At 71.8% G+C, this 20,441-nt stretch carries 16 protein-coding genes and 1 pseudogene; 7 read left to right on the forward strand and 10 right to left on the reverse strand.

The window, feature by feature from the left end; all coding sequences use genetic code 11:
• Positions 1–33 precede the first annotated feature (33 nt).
• The 3 genes from ACH4YL_RS30520 to ACH4YL_RS30530 all read right to left on the reverse strand — a co-directional run bounded on the left by ACH4YL_RS30520 (position 34) and on the right by ACH4YL_RS30530 (position 4,974).
• Positions 34–1,491, reverse strand: a complete 1,458-nt coding sequence (locus ACH4YL_RS30520) for an MFS transporter (protein WP_398510694.1) — start codon at positions 1,489–1,491, stop codon at positions 34–36.
• 64 nt (positions 1,492–1,555) lie between these two features.
• Complete coding sequence (locus ACH4YL_RS30525) at positions 1,556–2,746, reverse strand: lipid-transfer protein (protein ID WP_398510695.1); 1,191 nt, start codon at positions 2,744–2,746, stop codon at positions 1,556–1,558.
• Positions 2,747–2,757: 11 nt separating this feature from the next.
• Complete coding sequence (locus ACH4YL_RS30530) at positions 2,758–4,974, reverse strand: acyl-CoA dehydrogenase (protein ID WP_398510696.1); 2,217 nt, start codon at positions 4,972–4,974, stop codon at positions 2,758–2,760.
• Between the two features lie 125 nt (positions 4,975–5,099).
• Here ACH4YL_RS30530 and ACH4YL_RS30535 point away from each other — a divergent pair, with 125 nt between their 5' ends.
• From ACH4YL_RS30535 to ACH4YL_RS30555, 5 genes are all read left to right on the forward strand, one after another.
• On the forward strand, positions 5,100–5,750 hold the full coding sequence (locus ACH4YL_RS30535; RefSeq protein ID WP_398510697.1) for a class I SAM-dependent methyltransferase: 651 nt from the start codon (positions 5,100–5,102) through the stop codon (positions 5,748–5,750).
• A 115-nt stretch (positions 5,751–5,865) separates the two neighbouring features.
• Positions 5,866–6,819 (forward strand): N-acetylmuramoyl-L-alanine amidase, encoded by a 954-nt coding sequence (locus ACH4YL_RS30540; RefSeq protein WP_398510698.1) that lies wholly within the window; start codon positions 5,866–5,868, stop codon positions 6,817–6,819.
• Between the two features lie 147 nt (positions 6,820–6,966).
• Positions 6,967–7,800, forward strand: a complete 834-nt coding sequence (locus ACH4YL_RS30545) for a hypothetical protein (protein ID WP_398510699.1) — start codon at positions 6,967–6,969, stop codon at positions 7,798–7,800.
• Positions 7,801–7,905: 105 nt separating this feature from the next.
• Positions 7,906–8,916 carry an LLM class F420-dependent oxidoreductase gene (locus tag ACH4YL_RS30550; RefSeq protein WP_398510700.1) on the forward strand — a complete coding sequence of 337 codons (1,011 nt, stop codon included), beginning with the start codon at positions 7,906–7,908 and terminating at the stop codon, positions 8,914–8,916.
• Between the two features lie 89 nt (positions 8,917–9,005).
• The gene (locus tag ACH4YL_RS30555; RefSeq protein WP_398510701.1) at positions 9,006–9,293 is read left to right on the forward strand and encodes a hypothetical protein; all 288 of its coding nucleotides are present in this window, start codon (positions 9,006–9,008) and stop codon (positions 9,291–9,293) included.
• Between the two features lie 11 nt (positions 9,294–9,304).
• Here ACH4YL_RS30555 and ACH4YL_RS30560 read toward each other — a convergent pair whose 3' ends face one another.
• The 3 genes from ACH4YL_RS30560 to ACH4YL_RS30570 are packed head-to-tail and all read right to left on the reverse strand — an operon-like array spanning position 9,305 to position 12,476.
• Positions 9,305–10,375: a prenyltransferase/squalene oxidase repeat-containing protein gene (locus ACH4YL_RS30560; RefSeq protein ID WP_398510702.1), complete on the reverse strand. Its 1,071-nt coding sequence runs from the start codon at positions 10,373–10,375 to the stop codon at positions 9,305–9,307.
• Positions 10,372–11,106 carry a class I SAM-dependent methyltransferase gene (locus ACH4YL_RS30565; RefSeq protein ID WP_385302613.1) on the reverse strand — a complete coding sequence of 245 codons (735 nt, stop codon included), beginning with the start codon at positions 11,104–11,106 and terminating at the stop codon, positions 10,372–10,374. Before ACH4YL_RS30565 ends, ACH4YL_RS30560 begins: the two co-directional genes overlap by 4 nt.
• Complete coding sequence (locus tag ACH4YL_RS30570; RefSeq protein WP_398510703.1) at positions 11,100–12,476, reverse strand: glycosyltransferase family 4 protein; 1,377 nt, start codon at positions 12,474–12,476, stop codon at positions 11,100–11,102. Before ACH4YL_RS30570 ends, ACH4YL_RS30565 begins: the two co-directional genes overlap by 7 nt.
• Before the next feature lie 198 nt (positions 12,477–12,674).
• Here ACH4YL_RS30570 and ACH4YL_RS30575 point away from each other — a divergent pair, with 198 nt between their 5' ends.
• Complete coding sequence (locus ACH4YL_RS30575) at positions 12,675–13,322, forward strand: TetR family transcriptional regulator (protein WP_398510704.1); 648 nt, start codon at positions 12,675–12,677, stop codon at positions 13,320–13,322.
• A 195-nt stretch (positions 13,323–13,517) separates the two neighbouring features.
• On the forward strand, positions 13,518–14,126 hold the full coding sequence (locus ACH4YL_RS30580; RefSeq protein ID WP_398510705.1) for a LuxR C-terminal-related transcriptional regulator: 609 nt from the start codon (positions 13,518–13,520) through the stop codon (positions 14,124–14,126).
• A gap of 252 nt (positions 14,127–14,378) precedes the next feature.
• On the opposite strand, the pseudogene ACH4YL_RS30585 reads toward ACH4YL_RS30580, so the two are convergent.
• From ACH4YL_RS30585 to lanKC, 4 genes and pseudogenes are all read right to left on the reverse strand, one after another.
• Positions 14,379–15,773: pseudogene (locus ACH4YL_RS30585) on the reverse strand (ATP-binding cassette domain-containing protein); the annotation flags it as partial.
• Positions 15,766–17,430, reverse strand: coding sequence for an ABC transporter ATP-binding protein (locus ACH4YL_RS30590; RefSeq protein ID WP_398510706.1), 1,665 nt, complete (start codon positions 17,428–17,430; stop codon positions 15,766–15,768). The gene ACH4YL_RS30590 and the pseudogene ACH4YL_RS30585, both read right to left, overlap by 8 nt.
• A gap of 81 nt (positions 17,431–17,511) precedes the next feature.
• Positions 17,512–17,640 (reverse strand): SapB/AmfS family lanthipeptide, encoded by a 129-nt coding sequence (locus ACH4YL_RS30595; RefSeq protein WP_398510707.1) that lies wholly within the window; start codon positions 17,638–17,640, stop codon positions 17,512–17,514.
• Positions 17,641–17,695: 55 nt separating this feature from the next.
• Positions 17,696–20,311, reverse strand: coding sequence for a class III lanthionine synthetase LanKC (gene lanKC, locus ACH4YL_RS30600; protein WP_398510708.1), 2,616 nt, complete (start codon positions 20,309–20,311; stop codon positions 17,696–17,698).
• Positions 20,312–20,441: the final 130 nt, after the last annotated feature.

The following is a 20,441-nucleotide window of genomic DNA, read 5'->3' on the forward strand; positions in this document are numbered from 1 at the left end:
CAATGGAGTCCGTGAGGGACGGAAACCGTTGCCTCATCCCTCAGCGGCATCCTTCGCGCCGTCGCGCGGCAGCCACAGCAGCATCAGCACCACGCCCGCCAGCAGCACCCCGGTCCCCGTCCGGAACGCCAGTGCGTAGCCGGCCGTCAGGGACTCCGGGTCCGTCGCGCCCGCCGTTCTCGATGCCGCGACCGTCGACAGGACCGCGAGGCCCAGTGCGCCGCCCATCGTGCGGGAGGTGTTGACCAGGCCGGAGACCAGGCCCGCGTCGCCCGGGTCCGCGCCCGAGGTGGCCAGGGACGCGAGAGGGGTCGCGGCGAGGCCGCCGCCGAGCATCATCAGAAGGCCGGGGAGCAGGATCGCCGTCGGGTACGAGCCGTGGGCGTTCATCGTCGACTGCCAGGCGAAGCCGACCGCGCTCACCAGAGTGCCGAGTACGGCGGTGTTGCGCGCGCCGATCGAGCGCATCAGCGGTGGTGCGGCCTTCGAGCCGACGACCACGGCGAGCGAGCTGGGCATCAGGGCGAGCCCGGCGGCCAGAGGGCTGTAGTCGAGGACGTTCTGGGCGTACAAGGTCATGAAGAACCACATGCAGAACATGGCCGCGCCGCAGCTGAACATCGCCGCGTTCGCCGCCGAGACCGACCGCACGCGGAACAGTTTCAGCGGCATCAGCGGTGCCTTCGCCCGTGCCTCGACCGCGACGAAGAGGCCGAGCAGCGCGAGCCCGGCGGCCAGCGGCACGAGGGTCGCCGGCGCGGTCCAGCCTTCCTGTTCGGTCTGGACGATGCCGTATGCGAGCGTCGCAAGGCCCGCCGTCACCAGCACCGCGCCCGGCAGGTCGAGCCGGCGCCGCTGCTCCCCGGCCCGGCTCTCGGTGAGCCACCAGATCCCCAGGACCAGCACCAGCGCGCCGACCGGCACATTGATCAGCAGCGTCCAGCGCCAGTTGAAGGCGTCGGTCAGCGCCCCGCCGACGAGTCCTCCGGCCGCGCCTCCTCCCGCACCCACGGCGGTCCAGGTGCCTATCGCCCGCGCCCGCGCCGGTCCTTCGGGCACCGCCGAGGTGAGGATCGTCAGCGTCGAGGGCGCGAGGACGGCGGCCCCGAGCCCCTGACCGGCGCGCGCGGCCAGCAACTGCCAGCCCTCCTGGGCGAGCCCGCCCGCGAGCGAGGCCGCGGTGAACAGCCCGAGCCCGACCAGGAACATCAGCTTGCGGCCGAAGATGTCCCCGGCCCGGCCGCCCAGCAGCATGAACCCGGCGAACGCGATCGAGTACGCGTTGACCACCCACTGCAGCCCGACGGCGCTCAGCCCCAGGTCGGCGCGCATCGACGGCAGCGCGGTGTTGACCACGGACACGTCGAGGACGACGAGGAACTGCCCGGCGCAGGCGGCGAGTACGACCGGCCAGGTGCGCATGGCGCGGCGGCCGGCGGCGGAGACAGAGGCGGCTGCGGTGTCTGAGGGGGCTTGGACCATGCCCGTCATGCTCGCAGGCAGCCGGTGGTCCGTACATCGAGATTTCGATGTACGGAAGGTCCCGGCCCTGGTCCTAGGACTTACGGAGCAGAGTGACCACGGCCGCCCCGCCGAGCCCGATGTTGTGCGCGAGTCCCACCCGCGCGCCCTCGACCTGCCGCGCTCCGGCCTTGCCCCTCAACTGCCACACCAGCTCGGCGGCCTGGGCCAGTCCGGTCGCGCCCAGCGGATGGCCCTTGGAGATCAGCCCGCCCGACGGGTTCACCACCCACCGCCCGCCGTAGGTCGTCGCGCCGCTCTCCACGAGCTTGCCGGACTCGCCGTCCGCGCACATGCCGAGCGCCTCGTACGTCAGCAGCTCATTGACCGAGAAGCAGTCGTGCAGCTCGATCACATCGACGTCCTCGATGCCGAGCCCGGAGCTCTCGTACACCTGGCGCGCGGCCGACCGCGACATCGGTTTGCCGACGACATCGATGCAGGAGCCGGAGGCGAAGGACTCCTCGGTGTCGGTGGTCATCGACTGGGCAGCGATCTCGACGGCCCGCTCGTGCAGCCCGTGCCGTACGACGAAGCGCTCGGACACGACCACGGCGGCCGCCGAACCGTCGGAGGTCGGCGAGCACTGGAGCTTGGTCAGCGGCCGGTGAATGGTCCTGGCCGCGAGGATCTCGTCCACCGACCAGACGTCCTGGAACTGCGCGTTGGGGTTGGCCGCCGAGTGCCGGTGGTTCTTGGCGGCGACCGCGGCGAGCTGTGCCTCGGTCGTGCCGTACCGCTCCATGTGCTCCCGCGCGGCGTTGCCGAAGATCTGCGCGGTCGGCGGGGTCATCTCGAAGCCGTGGGCCGCGGCCATCGCACCGTAGTGCCGGGCCACAGGTGAAGTACTGAAGTCACCGCTGTCCGCGCCGCCGCCCAGCGCACCCCGCTTCATCTTCTCGAAGCCGAGCGCGAGCACACAGTCGCTGATGCCGCCCTCGACGAACTGCCGCGCCATCATCAGCGCCGTCGAACCGGTCGCGCAGTTGTTGTTGACGTTGTAGACGGGCACGCCGGTCAGGCCGAGTTCGTACGCGGCCCGCTGGCCGGCCGTCGACGCCTGGAAGCAGTAGCCGACCGGGACCTGCTCGACAAGGTCGTACGAGATCCCGGCATCGGCAAGCGCCTGCGTTCCCGCCTCCTTCGCCATGTCCCAGTACTGCCAGTCCCGGGTCTCGGGCTTCTCGAACTTCGTCATCCCGACGCCGACGATGTAGCTCTTCACGACAAGCTCCTTCAGTCCCTGGGCAGGCCGAGGATCCGCTCGGCGACGACATTGAGCTGCACCTGTGTGGTGCCGCCCGCGATGGTCAGACAGCGCGACATGAGAAAACCGTGCACGGCCCGCGCGCCCGCCCCTTCGCCCAGCGCACCCTCGGGACCGAGGAGTTCGAGAGCGAGTTCGGCGGTCTTCTGCTGGTGCACGGTCTGGACGAGCTTGCGTACGGACGCGCCCGCGCCCGGTTCGAGCCCCGACACCTGCCGCATCGTGGTGCGCAGACCGATGCAGGCCAGGGCATGCGCCTCGGCGGCCAGCGCCCCGATCCGGGCGCGGTAGGAACCGTCCAGGCCGGACGCCCGAGCGAGCAGCGCCTCGAGGCCCGTGCCGAAGGTCAACTGGTCGGCCATGTGGACGCGTTCGTTGCCGAGCGTGTTGCGCGCGACCCGCCAGCCGTCGTTCACCTCGCCCACCACGGCGTCGTCCGGCAGCAGCGCGCCGTCGAAGTACACCTCGTTGAAGAGCGAGTCGCCGGTGATCTCCTTCAGCGGCCGGATGTCGATTCCTTCGGTCCGCTTCATGTCGACGACGAAGTAGGTGAGCCCCTGGTGCTTGGGAGCGCCGGGGTCGGTGCGGGCGAGCAGGATGCCGTAGTCGGCCCGCCGGGCCGAACTCGTCCACACCTTCTGGCCGCTGACGAGCCAGCCGTCCCGGGTTTTCTCGGCCCTGGTGCGCAGGCTCGCCAGATCCGATCCGGCGCCGGGCTCGGAGAACAGCTGGCACCAGCGCAGCTCTCCGAGCAGCGTCGGCCGCAGGTAGCGCTCCTGCTGGGCCGGTGTTCCGTAGGCGAGGAGCGAAGGCACCACCCAGGTCGCGATCCCGAGGTCGCTCATCCGCACCCCGGCCGCCCGCAACTCCTCCTGCACGACGAGCTGTTGGACCGGTCCCGCGCCGAGGCCGTAGGGCTCCGGCAGATGCGGGGCGGCGTACCCGGTGGGTGCGAGAGCACGGCGTACCGCGGCCGGGTCGAACCCTCGTACGCCGTCGGCCGCAGCCCGGGCGGGACCGCGGTACGCGTCCGCCTCCGCCGGCAGCTCCAGCCGCAGCTCGCGCCGTGCCCCGCCCGCCGCGAGCCGTACCGCCCGCAGGCGATACCGGTCGCCGGGTCCCAGAAGCTGCCGCGCGACCAGCGCCCGGCGCAGATACAGATGCGCATCGTGCTCCCAGGTGAAGCCGATCCCGCCGAGCACCTGGATGCAGTCCTTGGCACAGGAGTACGCGGCGTCCAGCGCCACGCTCGCCGCCAGCGCGGCCGAAAGGCCACGCACCTCCGGCCCCTCGGAGTCCACGGCTCCGACCGCGTCCCAGCTCAGTGCGCGGGCCTGCTCGACCCGCACCAGCATGTCGGCGCAGAGGTGCTTGATCCCCTGGAACTGCCCGATGGGCCGCCCGAACTGCTCGCGCACCTTGGCGTACTCGGCGGCCGCCTCCAGCGCCCAGGCCGCGGTCCCGCACGACTCCGCCGCGAACAGCACGGCGGCGCAGTCCCGTACGAGGGAGGTGTCCACATCCAGCAGGCGGTCCCGTGGCACGGTCACGCCGTGCGCCGTGACGTCGGCGGTGGGCCGGGTCGGGTCGGCGCTCTCGTGCACGCGGATCGAGAGGCCCTCGGCGTCGACGGCGAACCAGCCGAGGCCCGTCTCGAGCAGCAGCAGATCGGCATGTCCGGCGCCGAGTACGGGAGGCGCGGTCCCGTCGAGGCGGTAGCCGTCCGGGGTCTCGGCGGCGGTGAGGCCGCCGGCGCCGAGGCCGACGGCTCCGATGCGTGCGCCCGAGCCCAGGGCGTTCGCCAGATCGCCCCGCCCGGCGCGGGCGAGGACGGCGGAGGCGAGTGCGCTGGGTAGATACGGCCCCGGCAGCGCGGCCCGCCCGGTCTCTTCGAGTACGACGGCGAGGTCCAGGAGCGTTCCGCCACCGCCGCCGTGCTCCTCGGGCAGATGCAGGCCGAGCAGCCCCTGCTCCACGGCCCCGTCCCAGTACCCGGGCCGTCCGCCGGCCCCGGCTCCGGGTGCGTCGAGCAGCTTGCGCACGGCTTCGGGCGGCACGGCGCGCGCCAGCCAGCCGCGCACGGAGTCCGCCAGCGCCCGTTGCTCCTGCGTGATTCCGATCCCGACTCCGACACCGATTCCGATGCCGCCGTCTCTGCCGATTGCGGTGTCGCTACCCGTCCCCATGCGCGGCAGACTAGAACACGTTCCAATCTGATGGAAGGTCAGATCGCGCCCGCACCCGCACGACCTGCCCGTACCGATGGCACGATGGGCCACCGGACATCCCGCAGGACCAGGAGAGCGACCCCATGACCGCCGTCCCGAAACCGAAGACCCTCGCCGCCTTCGAGGCCGCCAAGGGCTTCATGCCCGTGCGCGAGGGGCTCGCCCTGTACGCCGCCGCCGTCGACGCGGGGGCGCACGGGCTGCCGCTGGTGGAGGTCGGCACGTACTGCGGGCGGTCGACGATCCTGCTCGCGGACGCGGCCCGCGAGACGGGCACCACCGCCGTCACGGTCGACCACCACCGGGGCAGCGAGGAGCAGCAGCCGGGCTGGGACTATCACGACCCCGATGTGGTCGATCCGGAGATCGGCCTGATGGACACGCTGCCGACGTTCCGCCGCACGCTGCACAAGGCGGGCCTGGAGGACCATGTCATCGCGGTCGTCGGCCGCTCTCCGCAGGTCGCGAAGGTGTGGGGCCGGCCGGTGGGCCTTGTCTTCATCGACGGCGGACACACCGACGAGCATGCGAACGCCGACTACGAGGGCTGGGCGCCGCATGTCGCCGCGGGCGGCCTGCTGGTGATCCACGACGTGTTCCCGGACCCGGTCGACGAGTGGACGGGCCAGGCCCCGTACCGCGTCTACCTCCGGGCACTCGCGTCCGGCGCGTTCACCGAGGTCTCGGCAACCGACGCGCTGCGCGTCCTGCGGCGTACGGGACCGGGAATCTGAGCCGCGGGGCCCAGGCCCTGCGCGGTCGAGCGTGCCGGGCTCGCGTGCCCTGGCGCGCGCCGGACCCCGCTCGCGAATCCGGCCCGATCCGGCAGACACCCCCTAAGCTCGCCACGTGTCGTACGACGAGAACCCGCACCCCGCCCGCCAGCGCCGCCGCGGCAATCTGACCATCGCGATCGCCGCCCTCGTGCCGACCGCACTCGCGGGCTGGCTGGTCTGGCAGGCGATGAGCGGTCCGGAGGAGAACGAGCCGCCGAAGGTGCTGCCGCTGCCGAGCAAGCAGACCACGGCGGGCAAGCCGGGCCCGGCGGCGTCTGAGTCGCCGACTCTCGCACCGCCCACGACCGCCTCACCCTCGAAGTCGCCGTCGTCTTCGGGGAAAGGCGGCGAAGGCCCGCTCGCCGGCAAGGTCGTGGTCGTCGACCCGGGTCACAATCCAGGCAATTTCCGGCATACCGCGGAAATCAATAAGCTCGTGAACATCGGCACCAACAGCAAGGAATGCGACACAACCGGCACCGCGACCAATGACGGTTACACCGAAGCCGCATTCACCCGCGATGTTTCACAACGTCTTCGCACTCTGCTCGAAAAGCAGGGCGCAACGGTCAAATTCACCCATGACAACGACCGGGCGTTCGGTCCCTGCGTCGACGAGCGGGCCAGGATCGGCAACAAGGCCGCGGCCGATGCCGTGATCTCCATCCACGCCGATGGCGCGGCCGACGGCGACCGCGGCTTCCATGTCATCCTTCCCGCCCTGGTCAAGGCGGGTGACGCGGACACCACGGCCATCGTCGGGCCGTCCCGCGACCTCGGTGAGCGCATCGCCGGGAAGTTCGTCCGCGCGACCGGAAGCGCCCCGTCCAACTATGTAGGCGACGGTACGGGGTTGGACGTACGCAAGGATCTCGGCGGTCTCAACCTGTCCACCGTGCCCAAAGTGTTCATCGAATGCGGCAATATGCGTGACCCAAAGGACGAGGCGCTGCTGACAAGCTCGAGTTGGCGCCAGAAAGCGGCGCAGGGAATCGCGGACGGCATCAGCAGCTACCTCCTGAAGTAACTGCGATACCGGGCAGACGGCCGGAACGGGCAGACGATAGATTCACCTCTACGATGGGGAGTCACCCCCGAGCTCCGCGCCGTGCACCCGCCACACCGGCGGCAGCGACGACCGCCCCGATGAGACGACCGACGAAGGACTTTTTACGTGAACATCCGCTCCCTCACTCGAGGCGATGGCGTGGTGATCGGAGCAGCGGTGTTGCTGTTCATCGCCTCGTTCCTCGACACGTTCGACTGCTCCGGCAGCAACTGTGACGACGTGCCGACCGCCTGGGACAACGGGTCCCTGCTCCTCGGTGTCTACCTCGCCGGAATCATCGGCGCGGCGCTCATCGTTGTCTCGCGCGGCCTGCCGCAGTCGCCCAAGATCATCGGGATCGACCTCGGCCAGTTCGGTGTCGCGCTCAGCGTCTTCACCGCCTGGAGCGCGCTCGGCGCGATCTTCGACCCGGCAGGCTCGCTGGACGTCGGCGGCAGCGTCGACTCCGGCACCGGCCTCATCCTCGGCTTCATCGCCGCGCTCGTGCTGGCCGCCGGCGCGGTCTGCTCGCTGATCGTGCCCGCCTTCAAGGCCCCGCTGGTCGGCGCCCCGAAGCCGGCCGCGGCTCCGTACGGCATGCAGCCGCAGGGCGGTTACGGCTACCCGGGCGCCCAGCAGCAGCCGTACGGCGCCCAGCCCGGACAGCCCCAGCCCTACGGCGGCCAGCCGCAGCCGGGCCCGGGTCAGCCGCAGCCCGGCCAGCCCGGTCCGGCCGCGCCGCAGAACGCCGGTGCTCCGTCCGACTTCACGCCGTTCTGGTTCGCGGTCCCGGTGGGCCGTCCGCTGTTCGGCGAGGACGGTTCGCCGACCCCGATCGCCGAACTCGCGCCCGGCACCTGGTACCTCGCGGTCGAGCAGCGCGGTCCCGGCCTGGTGGCCCAGACGCAGGACGGCCGCCGTGGCGTGCTGCAGGACACCTCCGGCATCCAGCGCGGCTGACGCAGTCCGTTCCGCCGACGGCCCCTCGCCCTTCCGGGCGGGGGGCCGTTGTCGTACAGTCGCGGACGGACCGGCTTACCTGACGCACCGTCAGAAAGGATCGGCATGCGACTGGGACTCGCTCTCGGCTACTGGGGACGCGGCCCCGATCCCGGCCATCTGGAGCTCGCGCGCGAGGCCGAACGCCTCGGCTACGACTCGGTGTGGACGTCGGAGGCGTGGGGTTCCGACGCCTTCACGCCGCTCACCTGGATCGCAGCGCACACCTCACGGATCCGCCTCGGCACGGCGATCGCACAGATGGCCGCGCGCACGCCGACCGCCACCGCGATGCACGCGCTCACCCTCGACCACCTCTCCGGCGGGCGGATGATGCTCGGCCTCGGCCTGTCCGGGCCGCAGGTGGTGGAGGGCTGGTACGGCCGCCCGTTCCCGAGCAGCCCGCTCACCGCGACGCGCGAGTACGTCGACGTGATCCGCCAAGTCCTGCGGCGTGAGGCCCCTGTTGAGCTGGACGGCCGCTTCCACCTCCATCCGTACCGCGGCGACGACGCCACCGGCATCGGCAAAGCGCTGAAGCCGATCACTCACCCGCTGCGCTCCTCGCTGCCGCTGCTGCTCGGTGCGGAAGGCCCGAAGAACATCGCGCAGACGACACGGATCGCGGACGGCTGGCTGCCGCTGTACTGGTCGCCGCTGCGCACCGACGCGTACAAGGCCTCGCTCACCGAACTGCCGGAAGGCTTCATGATCGCGCCGATGGCGCGCGCCAAGGTCTGCGACGACATCGCCGAAGGACTGCTGCCGGTCAAGGCGATGCTCGGTTTCTACATCGGCGGAATGGGCCACGCGGCCCGTAACTTCCACGCCGACCTGATGGCACGGATGGGGTACGAGGCGGAGGCCAGGAACATCCAGCGGCTGTTCGCCGACGGTCGCCGCGAGGAGGCGGTGCTCGCCGTCCCCGACGCCTTCGCCGACGAGATCTCGCTGGTGGGACCGCGTGAACGGATCGCCGAACGGCTGGAGTTGTGGCGCGCCGGACCGGTCACGGATCTGCTGGTGACCGCGCCGGACCCTCAGACGCTGCGGGTCCTGGCGGAGCTGGCGCTCTAGCTCCCGAGCCCGGCCTTCACTCACACCGTTCCGGCACGCGGGCGAGGACGAAGGGGTTTCACACGCGCACAAGCGGTAATCCGATGGCTATGAGTCCTCGTGAACGAACGAATCAGGCCGCGACGGTCATCACGATCGTCACGGACATCGTCGCCGTCATCATCGGCCTCTGGATCCTCATGTACCTGCTGGACGCCAACCGCGCCAATGACCTGGTCGGCTTCGTCCAGGACGCGGCGCGCTGGCTGGCGTCGTGGTCGTACGACCTGTTCACCTTCGACGACGCCTGGGCACGGGTCGTCGCGGGCTACGGCCTGGCGGCCGTGGTGTACCTCTTCGTCGGCCACGCGGTGGCCGGCCGCCTGCGCCGCCACTGAATCGCGACCGGCTAACAGCAGTCCGGCGCAAGGCCCTTGGGGAGGCGAGCCCCGCCGAAGACCGCCGTCGTCGGCTCGTCTCCTCCGAGCGCCGCCACCGCCAGCAGCAGCGACCCCGCCGTCCAGGTCGTCAGTTCCTCCGGCCAGAGGGCCCGGTTGCCCTCGAAGACGTACCCCGTCCAGTACATGCCTCCGTCGGCCCGCAGATGCTGGATCGACTGGAGGATCTCCAGCGCCTTGTCCGACTCCCCCATCACCCACAGCGCCAGCGCCAGTTCACAGCTCTCGCCGCCGGTCACCCAGGGGTTCGGCAGCACACACCGCACGCCGAGGCCGGGCACCACGAACTCGTCCCAGCTCTTCTCGATACGGGACGTCGCCTCCGCACCGGTCAGCGCGCCGCCGAGGACCGGGTAGTACCAGTCCATCGAGTAGTGGCTCTTGTCGAGGAAGCGCTCGGGATGCCGCTGGATCGCATGCGCGAGCGCGCCCGCCGCCAGCTCCCAGTCGGGCTGCGGCTCTTCGCGTTCCTCGGCGATCGCGAGCGCGCAGCGCAGCGCGTGATGGACCGACGAACTGCCGGTCAGCAGCGCGTCGTTGACCGGCGTCCCGTCCGCTTCCCGCTTCCAGCCGATCTGGCCGCCGCTCTGCTGGAGCCGCAGCACGAACTCGATCGCCGCACAGACCGCAGGCCACATCCGGTCGAGGAACACCTCGTCGCCGGTGGCCAGATAGTGGTGCCAGACGCCGACCGCGATGTACGCGCAGAAGTTGGTCTCCCGGCCGCGGTCGGTGGGCCGGTCCGCGTCGCCGTCGTGGTACGCGGCGTACCAGGAACCGTCCTCGTTCTGGTGCCTGAGCAGCCACTCGTACGCACGGGCCGCGGCCTCGTGCTCGCCCGCCGCGTCCAGCGCCATCGCGGCCTCGGTGTGGTCCCACGGATCCAGATGGTGGCCGCGGAACCACGGGATCGCGCCGTCCTCGCGCTGCACCGCGCGTATGCCCGCGACGGTCTCGGCAGCCTGCTCGGCGGTGAGGACTCCGGGCAGGACAAGGTGTTCCGTACGCCCGGGAGACGTCACTTGGCAGCCACCGCGGGCAGGTGCGGCTTGGTCGCGTACGCCACGAAGCTCTTGCCGATCAGCGGGTTGAGCGCCTGCTCGGCGAGCCGGGTGGCCAGGGGTTTCTTCATGATGTCCCAGACCAGCAGCTGGTGGTACGCCTTGACCGGCAGCGCCTTGTCGTTGTCGACGCCGAACGCGCACTTCAGCCACCAGTACGGGCTGTGCAGCGCGTGCGCGTGATGCGTGCCGTACGGCTTGAGCCCGGCTTCCTTCATCTTGCCGAGCAGTTCGTCGGCCTTGTAGATGCGGATGTGCCCGCCCTCGACCTCGTGGTACGCGTCGCTGAGCGCCCAGCAGATCTTCTCCGGCCCGTACCGCGGCACCGTCACCGCGATCCGGCCGCCGGGCTTGAGCACCCGGACCATCTCGGCGAGCACGCCCTTGTCGTCCGGGATGTGCTCCATCACCTCGGAGATGATCACGACGTCGAACGACTCGTCGGGGAACGGCAGATTGAGCGCGTCGCCCTCCATCGCGGTGGCCGTCGCGCCCTCGGGCGCCTCACCGGCCTCCTTCATGGCGGCGAACCACTTGGCGACCTCGCGGATCTCCTCGCCGTTCTGGTCCAGCGCGACGACCTGCGCGCCGCGCCGGTAGCACTCGAACGCGTGCCGTCCGGCCCCGCATCCCAGGTCCAGCACGCGGTCGCCCGCGGCGAGCGGGAAACGGGAGAAGTCGACGGTCAGCATGAGTGGTTGCTCCCCACCACTGGGGCCGCGGAGCGGCCTGATTCCTTGGCTGCCGAGCGGCCCTCGGCGATGGCCTCGCGGTAGCGCTCGGCGGTGCCCTGCGCCGCCCGGGCCCAGGTGAAGCGGGACAGCACCCGCTCACGGCCTCCGGCGCCGAGACGCCGCCGCAGGTCGGGGTCGTCGAGCAGCCGGCCGAGCGCCGCCGCCAGCGCGCCCGCGTCGCCCGGCGGCACCGCGAGACAGCTCTCGCCGTCGGGGCCCGCGACCTCCGGGATCGCGCCGCCGGTCGTGGCCACCAGCGGTGTGCCGGTCGCCATCGCCTCCGCGGCGGGCAGCGAGAAGCCCTCGTACAGCGACGGCACGCAGGCGATCTGGGCGCTGCGCACCAGGTCGACGAGTTCGGCGTCCGTGATGCCCTTGACGAACTCGACCGCGCCCTGGAGTCCGTACCGCTCGATCAGCTGCGCCACCGGCCCGTCCTCCGCGCGCTTGCCGACGACGACGAGATGGGCCTCGGGGTTCTCCGTACGCAGCTTCGCCAGCGCCTCGACCAGGTGGACGAGCCCCTTCAGCGGCACGTCGGCGCTGGAGGTGGTGACGATGCGCCCGGGCACTTCGGCGACGGCCGGATTTGGCGAGAACAGGTCCGTGTCGGCGCCGATGTGGACGACATGGATGCGGTCCCGCCGTACGCCGAGATGCTCGACGATCTCCTCCTGCGAGGTGCCGGAGACGGTGAGCACGGACGGCAGCCGGCGCGCGACCCGCTTCTGCATGCGCGTGAAGCCGTACCAGCGGCGCACCGAGGCGCGCCGCCGCCAGCCGTCCGCAGCATCCAGTTCGAGCTGCCGGTCGACGGTGATGGGGTGGTGGATCGTGGTGACGAGGGGCGCGCCCAGCTCGCCCAACAGCCCGTACCCAAGTGTCTGGTTGTCGTGCACGACATCGAACTCGCCGCGCCGCGCGAGCAGATGCCGCCGGGCCCGCAGGGAGAACGTCAGCGGCTCGGGGAAGCCGCCGGTCCACATGGTCGCGACCTCGAGCGCGTCGATCCAGTCGCGGTACTCGCCGCGCTTTGGCGTACGGAACGGGTCGGGGCTGCGGTACAGGTCGAGACTGGCGAGCTCGGTGAGCGGCACGCCTTCGTCGAGTACGGGAAAGGGCTGGGCGCCGATCACCTCGACGCTGTGCCCGAGGCGGGCGAGCTCGCGCGACAGGTGGCGTACGTAGACGCCCTGGCCGCCGCAGAAGGGGTTGCCCTTGTAGGTGAGGAGCGCGATGCGCAGCGGGCTGTCGTCACCGCCGGACGGGCTCGTACTGCTTGTTTGAAGGCTCGCACGTGGGCCGGCCTCTATGGCCTCAGCGGTCACTCACGGCCCCCTTCTCACTGCGTTTCGCCGGAGCGTAACCGGTCGCGCTAATCTAGAACAAGTTTCAGACTTGATCGTTCAAGGAGCTTCGAATCTACCGGCAGGTAGCGCCGCTGTAAGAGCCGGATCAGGTGATTCGCGCCACGACGGGCACGCTGCCATGCTGTGCGGTCCGGACTCGCGCACGGAACGGGAAACATGACAGCCGAAGCCAAGCCGGGGGTACCTGCGTCGCCGCCCCTGACAGAGCGCCAGGAGGCGCGCCGCCGTCGCATCCTGCACGCGAGTGCCCAGCTGGCCAGCCGCGGCGGTTTCGACGCGGTCCAGATGCGCGAGGTCGCCGAGGCGGCAGGCGTCGCACTCGGCACGCTGTACCGGTACTTCCCGTCCAAGATCCATCTGCTGGTCGCCACCATGCAGGACCAGCTCCAGCACATGCACACCACGCTCCGCAAACGCCCGCCGGCCGGCGACAGCGCGGCGGAGCGGGTCGCCGAGACGCTGATGCGCGCCTTCCGCGCGCTCCAGCGTGAGCCGCAGCTCGCGGACGCGATGGTGCGGGCGCTGACGTTCGCGGACCGCAGTGTGAGCCCCGAGGTGGACACGGTCTCGCGCCAGACGACGGTGATCATCCTGGACGCGATGGGCCTGGAGAACCCGACGCCGGAGCAGTTGTCGGCGGTGCGGGTGATCGAGCACACCTGGCACTCGGCGCTGATCACGTGGCTGTCGGGGCGGGCGTCGATTGCGCAGGTGAAGATCGACATCGAGACGGTGTGCCGGCTGATCGACCTGACGACTCCGTCGGCGCCGTCGCGGTCGGCTGCGCCGGGGCGCACCCGGTAGGGGCCTGACTCGCGGACCCGATAGGGGGCCTGTCTCGCGCACGCGGTCGTGCACGCCAGGCGTTCACGCCCGGTCCGTGCGCCCCTCTTGCCACCCCTTGGCCGGATCTCCCCGCCCGTGGCGGCGCAACGCCCACCACAATGTTCGCTGTGCTGCACGGAGCAAACCGGTGGGCGGGGCTTGAGGGGGCGAAACGTGATCCGGGTACTTCTCGTGCACGACGCGGGTCTGCTGCGCTCGGCGCTGGCGGACAGGCTCGCTGATGAGCCGGACCTTCAGGTCTCCCATGCGCCGTGGCGCACCGCGCCGGTGCTCGCGCGGACTCTCGCGCCCGACGTCTGCGTCGTCGACCTGGAGTGCGCGGACTCGGGCGCCATCGCGCCGCTCGGAGAACTGCGCGGGCGGCGCAAAGGAGCCGCGAACAGCCGGCTGCTGGTACTCGCCAGCGCAAACCGGCCAGGTCCGCTCCGGCGCGCGGTCGAGGCACAGGCCATCGGCTATGTCGACAAGGAAGGCACGCCCGAGCGCCTGATCCTGGCGATCCGGCAGGTGGCACAGGGCGAGCGCTTCGTCGACTACTCCCTGGGCTTCAGCTTTCTCAAGGCGGCCGAGATGCCGCTGACGAGACGGGAGTTGGGCGTGCTGTCACTCGCGGCCGAGGGAGCCTCGATCGCCGATATCGCGAGCAGTCTCCATCTGTCCAACGGCACGGTGCGCAATTACATGGCGGCCATCACCCGCAAGACCGGGGCCCGCAACCGGGTCGACGCCATAAGGATCTCCCAGGGCGAGGGCTGGGTGTGAGGCTTCCGAGCCGGTGAGCTCGGAGCCGGTGAGTTCGGAGCCGGTGAGTTCGCGGTAGAAGGGCGAGGACGCGAGCAGTTCCTCATGGGTGCCGCACTGCGTGTGCGTACCGTCCATGAGCAGGACGCGCCCGGCCCGCCGCGCCGAGCCGATCCGGTGGGCGACGACGATGAGCGTGCCGCCGGGGCGGGCTGCGAACGCCCGCTCCGCCAATGCCTCGGCCTCCGGGGCGAGATGGCAGGTCGCCTCGTCGAGCAGGACGAGGGGCGCGGGCGCCACGTGGGCGCGGGCCAGCGCGAGCAGCTGTCGCTCACCGGCCGACAGGGCGCCGGGGTCGAGCTTCGCGTCGAGCCCGCCGAGCCGTTCGACGAGCCCCAGCGCACCGACGGCCGCGCAGGAGGCGAGAAGGGCGGCGGCGGTGGGCGGCTCGGGGCACAGGTAGCCGAGGTTGTCGCGCACGGTGGCGGTGAAGACGTACGCCTCCTGCGGTACGAGGACCCGCTCGCCGCCGAGCGCGATCTCGCCGCGGTCGGGCCGGAGCACCCCGGCGATGAGCGCGGCGAGCGTGGACTTGCCGATGCCGCTGGGACCGGCGACGACGAGGTGGCCGCCGTGCGGGACGTCCAGATCGAGCCCGTCGACGACGGCGGCGGCACCCGGCCCGTAGGCGAAGGTCACCCCCCGCAGCCGGACCGCCTGCTCCGCTCCCCCCGTCGGGGGCACGGCACCCGGCCGCCGTGCCCCCTCGGCGGTGAGACGGCGCAGCACGACCGCGAGCCGCGCGCCCGAGGTCCCGAGGCCCTGCATCAGCGACTGCAGGGCGGGCAGCAGGGACTGGCTCAGATAGGCGAGGGCGCCGACCAGCGCGCCCGCGCTCACCCCGTGCGTGAGCAGCCAGGGCGCGGTGACCAGCAGCAGCACCATGGGCAGCCGGCCGCCGATGCCCACGGCCAGGACGCGCAGGGTGCCCCAGCGCGCCAGCGCGCGGGCGGCCCGGTACTCGTCGGCGAACCGTACCTGGGCGTCGGCGGTCACCCGCTCCTCCGCCCCGGCCGCGGTGATGTCCCTCAACCCCGAGGTCAGCGCGCCCAGTTCGGTGGCGATCGTCTCGTCGGCGACGAGGAAGGTCTCCTGTCTGCGCGCCATCGGGCGCAGGGTCAGCGCGAAGAGCGTCAGCCCGGCGAACAGCGGCGGCGTGACGACGAGGAGCAGTACGGGTGCCAGCGTGAGCAGTCCGGCCAGGGCTCCGGCGGCCGTGAAGACGAAGGTGCGCGAGACCAGGACGAGGCCCGCGAAGGTGTCCCGGGCGATCTCCACCTGGTGGGTCAGCCGGGACATGGCCGCGTCGTCCCCGTCGCGCAGCGCCCGGTCCACCACCCGTCGTACGAGTGCGTCCCGCAAGGGCTCCACGAGGTCGGCGACCACCCGGTGCACCCTGCCGGTGCCGTACGCCCCGAGGACGACGGCGAGCGCGGCGGCGGCCAGCCAGCGCAGGCCGTGGACGGGGTCGTGGGCGAGGAAGCCGCCGTCGACGGCGCGGGCGAGGGCGTAGCCGAGGAGGAAGGTCTGCCCGGCCTCCAGCGCGGACCAGGCGGCGAGGCGTACGAGCACTGCGGGCCGGGCGCGCAGGAGCCGGAACTCACTCATCGAACACCGCCCGGTACTCCGGCAGTTGCCACAGCTCGGCGTGCGGGCCGACCGCGCGGACGCGCCCCTCGTCCAGCCAGACCACGAGATCCGCGCGGGCGGCGGTCGGGGCGCGGTGGGCGACGATCAGCCGGGTCCGGTGGGCCCCCGTGAACAGGGCCTGGGACACCTTGCGCTCGGTGGCGGAGTCCAGACTGGAGGTCGCGTCGTCCAGGATGAGCAGCCGTCCGGTGTGCGCGAACGCCCGTGCCAGACCGAGGCGTTGGGCCTCGCCACCGGACAGCGGCGCGGCCGTGCAGGGGGTGTCGTAGCCGAGCGGCAGACGGCGTACGAAGTCGTCGGCACAGGCGGCACGCGCGGCTTCCTGCGCGGTCTGAATCACGGTCTCGCCCGCAGGCAGGTGGGCGCCGAAGGCGATCGTGCCCGCGACGGTTTTGCCGAGCAGTGCCGGGCGGGCGAAGGCGTGGCCGACCTCGCGGCGCAGCGTGTCGTGGGAGAGCGAGGGCAGCGGGACGCCGTCGATGAGGACGGCGCCCGCGTCGGGGTCCGCCAGCCGTCCGGCGACGGCGGCCAGTGCGGACTTGCCGCTGCCCGAGCGTCCGACGACGGCGGTGACCGAGCCGCCCGGCACCACCAGATCGATGCCGCGCAGCCCGCGCAGACTGACGCCCTTGAGTTCCAACTCGCCTTTGCCGGGCCCCAGTTGTCGCGATCCGTACGCCATCGCCGGGGCTTCGAGGATCTCCGCGAGCCGTCCGGCTGCCGCGCGCCCGCGCACCAGGCCGTTCAGCTGTCCCACCAGTACACCGGTGCCGGTGGCGAGCACCCCGTACCGCCAGGCGGCCAGCATCCCGCCGACGGTCAGAGCGCCGTCCGCGAGACGTAGACCGGCGACGGCCAGCACGGTGAGCTGGAGCAGCGGCAGCAGGGCGGCGGCGCGGGCGGTCGAGCTGCCCAGGATGCGCCACATCAGCCGCCCCTGGCGGGTCAGTTCGGGCATCGGCGCCAGAATGCGGGCCGCGTCATGCTCCGGGACGCCGGCCGCGGTGATCGTGCGGATGCCTCGTACCGCCTCCGCCAGGAGTCCCGCGATCTCGCCCTGGGCCGTGAGATAGCGGGCGCTGCTCTCGCCGGAGGCCCGGATGAACACCCGCAGCAGCAGGGCGAGCAGGGGCATCCCGGCGATCACCACGAGTGCCGTCCAGCCGTCCGTGAGGGCGAGTGCGACGAGGCCGCCCACGGGCGTGAGTACGGCGGCGAGTGCGGCGGCCAGCGCGGTCGGTACGGTTCCGGCCTGCGCGGCGTTGCCGGTGAGCCGGGCGACCAGCTCGCCGGAGGACACGCGCTGCTGCGGTCCGGCGGCGAGGACATGCCCGAGGACCCGTGCCCGTATCCAGGCGGTGGTACGGGCGTTGGCGCTTGCGGTGACCAGCCCGTCGAGCGCGCCGAGCAGCACGGACAGGGCGGTGAGACCGGCGCACAGGGCGAGCCACGGCCCGGCGTCCGCGCGGGCCGCCCCGGCTCCGGCGAGCAGAAGATCGAGGGCGTGGCCGAGCACCGCGGGCAGCGCGAGCCCGGCGGCGGCCGAGGCGCAGGTCAGCAGCAGGACGAGGACGGCACGCGGCGCGCCGTGCCGGACGATCTCCCGGAGGAACATGCAGGACTCCTACGTCGCTGCGATCGGTGCGGCCCCAGGTGCCGGTGAGCGGTGACACCCGGGGCCGCGATCCTCACTCGATCAGAGGCAGAGCAGGTTGCTGTGCGAGCTGTGCTTGTCACAGAGCAGCAGGCTCACGCTGCTCTCGCCGCCGTGGCCGCCGCCGTCGGTCTCGGGGACGTCCAGCGTCTGCAGGTCGAGAAGTGCCATGGTGATCTCCTTGTTCGTGGGGACGGTTGAATACGGGTGCTTTTTGCTCGACCCCTCACGGGGTCGTTCGAGGAGCCGCCTTCGGTGGCGGCAGGAAGGGCAGCCTTGCGGGCCGGTCGCAGTGGCCCGGCGCGGCGCCGAGTGCGAGCAGGACACCCGCGGTTCCGGTGGCGAGGTCCATGGAGAGCCGCATCATCTGATCGCCGGGGAAGGCGAGTTCGCCCCTGTAGGGCACGGCGTACCAGTCGAGCGCGGCGATCTGGGCGTCCAGGTGCGGTCGCGGGGCGCGCGTCCGGGCCAGGTGCAGCACCATCCCGGCGCGCCCGTTGAACAGCCCGGGCTGCGCGTAGTACCGCAGTTGCGCGGCGGGCAGGATCGCCTCGCGGGCGCGGGCGAACTCCTCGTCGCGGCGGTGGGCGAGAAAGTCGTCGAGGACCGCGCCGATGCCGGTGCTGCCCGCGCCGAGATACGGCATGGTGCGCGCACCCTCGTCCACGAGCAGGGTGCCCGTACGGTCCCGTACGCAGGTGCCGAGATCCCGGCGCAGGGCCCGGGCGGCCTCATCGAGAAGGGCGGGGTCGCCCGTCGACTCGTACAGCCGCAGAAGGAACAGGGCGGGCCCGCTCGCGCCGCGCAGCAGCCCCGCGCGTCTGCCGCGCTCGGGCGGCGGCGGCCGGTCGATGAGGACGGACGCCGCCTCCAGCGCCTGCGCGCGCAGGCCGAGCCGGTCGAGTACGAGACCGATGCCTGCCAGTCCGCCGTGCAGGTCGGGGGCGAGGCGCTGCCACTTCTCGTCCAGCACGCGTCCGACGAGTTCGACGGCGCGCTCGCGGTGGCCGAGCCGGTCGAGGACGTCGGCGACGCCGGCCAGCCCGTCGTAGAGCCCGAGCGGGGTACCGGACGGGGGCGGGTCCGTATGGCTCAGCAGCCACTCCTCACCCGCCTCGTAGCGCTCGGCGCCGGTCTCGGCGAGGGCGTACAACACCCCGGCGGCGCCGTGCGCCAGGCCGAGTCCGCCGCCGTCGCCGAACTGCGCGATGTCGCCGGGGAAGAGCCGGTCCTGGCGCTCGGGCGTGGCGGAGGCGAGGATCGCGCGCACCATGGAGTCGCGGCTCGCGGGCCAGTCCTGTACGGGCACGGGCAGATAGCGTTCCCCCGGCGCCGATGCGGCGGCGCGGCCCCCGGCGAACGACTGCCCTTGCGGCTGCCCACCCCGTACGACGTCCACCGCCTCCGCCAGAAAGCCGTCCGGCAGATCCGGGAACAGCTCCGCCGCGACCTCCGCCAGGTGCGCCGCCTTGCCCCGGTCCACCACGAGGAGCGTCGTCATCGGTACGAAGAGGGCGAGCCGCAGACAGGCGAGCGCGTAGCGGTCCACCTCGAAGCCCTCGCGGTCGCCCGGCGCGACGAATCCCGGGTGGGCCATGGCCTGGCCGCGATGGTCCTCGACGGGTGTCGCCGCCTCGAAGTCGAGCAGCCGTACGGAGTCGTCGTCCGGGTCGACCATGATGTTGAACATGTGCAGGTCGTTGAAGACGAGACCGCGACCGTGCACGGCCGTCACGGCCTCCTCCACCGCGTGCAGAACCCCCAGCGCCCAGCGGGTGTACTGGGCGAGCGCCGCCGGGTCCGGCTCCACGGCCAGCAGCGGATGGCGCTCGGCGAAGAAGGAGTTGAGCGTGCGGCCGGGCAGGAAGTCCATGACGAGGAAGCGGTGCTCGCCGAGGGTGAACCAGTCCCGCGCCTCGGGCGCCACGCCCAGCCCGCCGAGCCGCTCCAGCGCGGCCCGCTCGCGCTCCAGCCGAGTGACGGCGTCCGCCCCGTCCGCAGCGAGCCCGGCATGGGGGCGCGCCTCCTTGAGTACCACTTGCTCGCCGGTCCGCAGATCGGTGCCCGCGTACACGCCCCCACCGTTGGAGAAGTGCAGGGCACGCTCGATGCGGTACGGCAGATCCTGAGTGGTGGTCGCGTTGCGCGCCGTGAGCTGGGGTTCGAGGAAGGCGGGCAGCGTCACCCACTCGGGCAACTGGAAGACCGGGTCCCTGCGGTCGGGCACCAGCACGCCCTCGGGGTTCTCGATCGCGGGCACGAGCGCGCCCGAGCCGGCTTCGTCGACGCAGTGCCGCTTGGCGAAGCCTCCGTACCGTACGTAGAGCGGGCCTTCCATCCAGCGGAGGTCCGTGAGGATGTACGGGCCCGGCTCGCCCGCTAGCTCCTGGCCCAACTCGTCGAGAATCAGCCGCAGTTCGGCCTCGTCCGCCGGATAGATCGTGGCGAACTTCCCGCTGGAGCCGCGTCCCGCGTACTTGGAGTTGCGCAGGTGCAGCGGCTGCCGCCCGGGGACGAACTTGAAGGGGACGGAGCGCGGGACGCAGTAGTCCCACACTCTGGCCGCCGTTTTCTCGGCGTTGTCCAGAGTGGCCGAGACATGGATCTTCCAGCCCTGGCGGGGGCGGGCCGTGCCCACCGGGCTGATGTGGAGCCAGTCCCCGGAGAGGAAACGACGCCACCCTTCGGGGACCGGGCGCCGCGCCGCCTCGAAGAGGGGGACGCTCTCCCCCGCATCCCCCTGCTCCGCTCTGCGGGACGGCCCGGGCACGGAGGACAAGCGGTCAGGGGTCTCGTAGAAATTTCTGTCCGCAAGACAGAAGACTTCATACCGCTTGTCCATCGTGCTTCCCCCCGTCGGCGACGTGGCAACGAGATTTCCACGGCGTCCGGGGGCCGGACAGTCACGCATGTCACGAGATCACCGTGCGATACGCACGAGTCAACCTCTGTTCGAGCGACGAGAGTTCCAC

The sequence above is a fragment of the Streptomyces sp. NPDC020681 genome (assembly GCF_044334895.1).
Classification (GTDB): domain Bacteria; phylum Actinomycetota; class Actinomycetes; order Streptomycetales; family Streptomycetaceae; genus Streptomyces.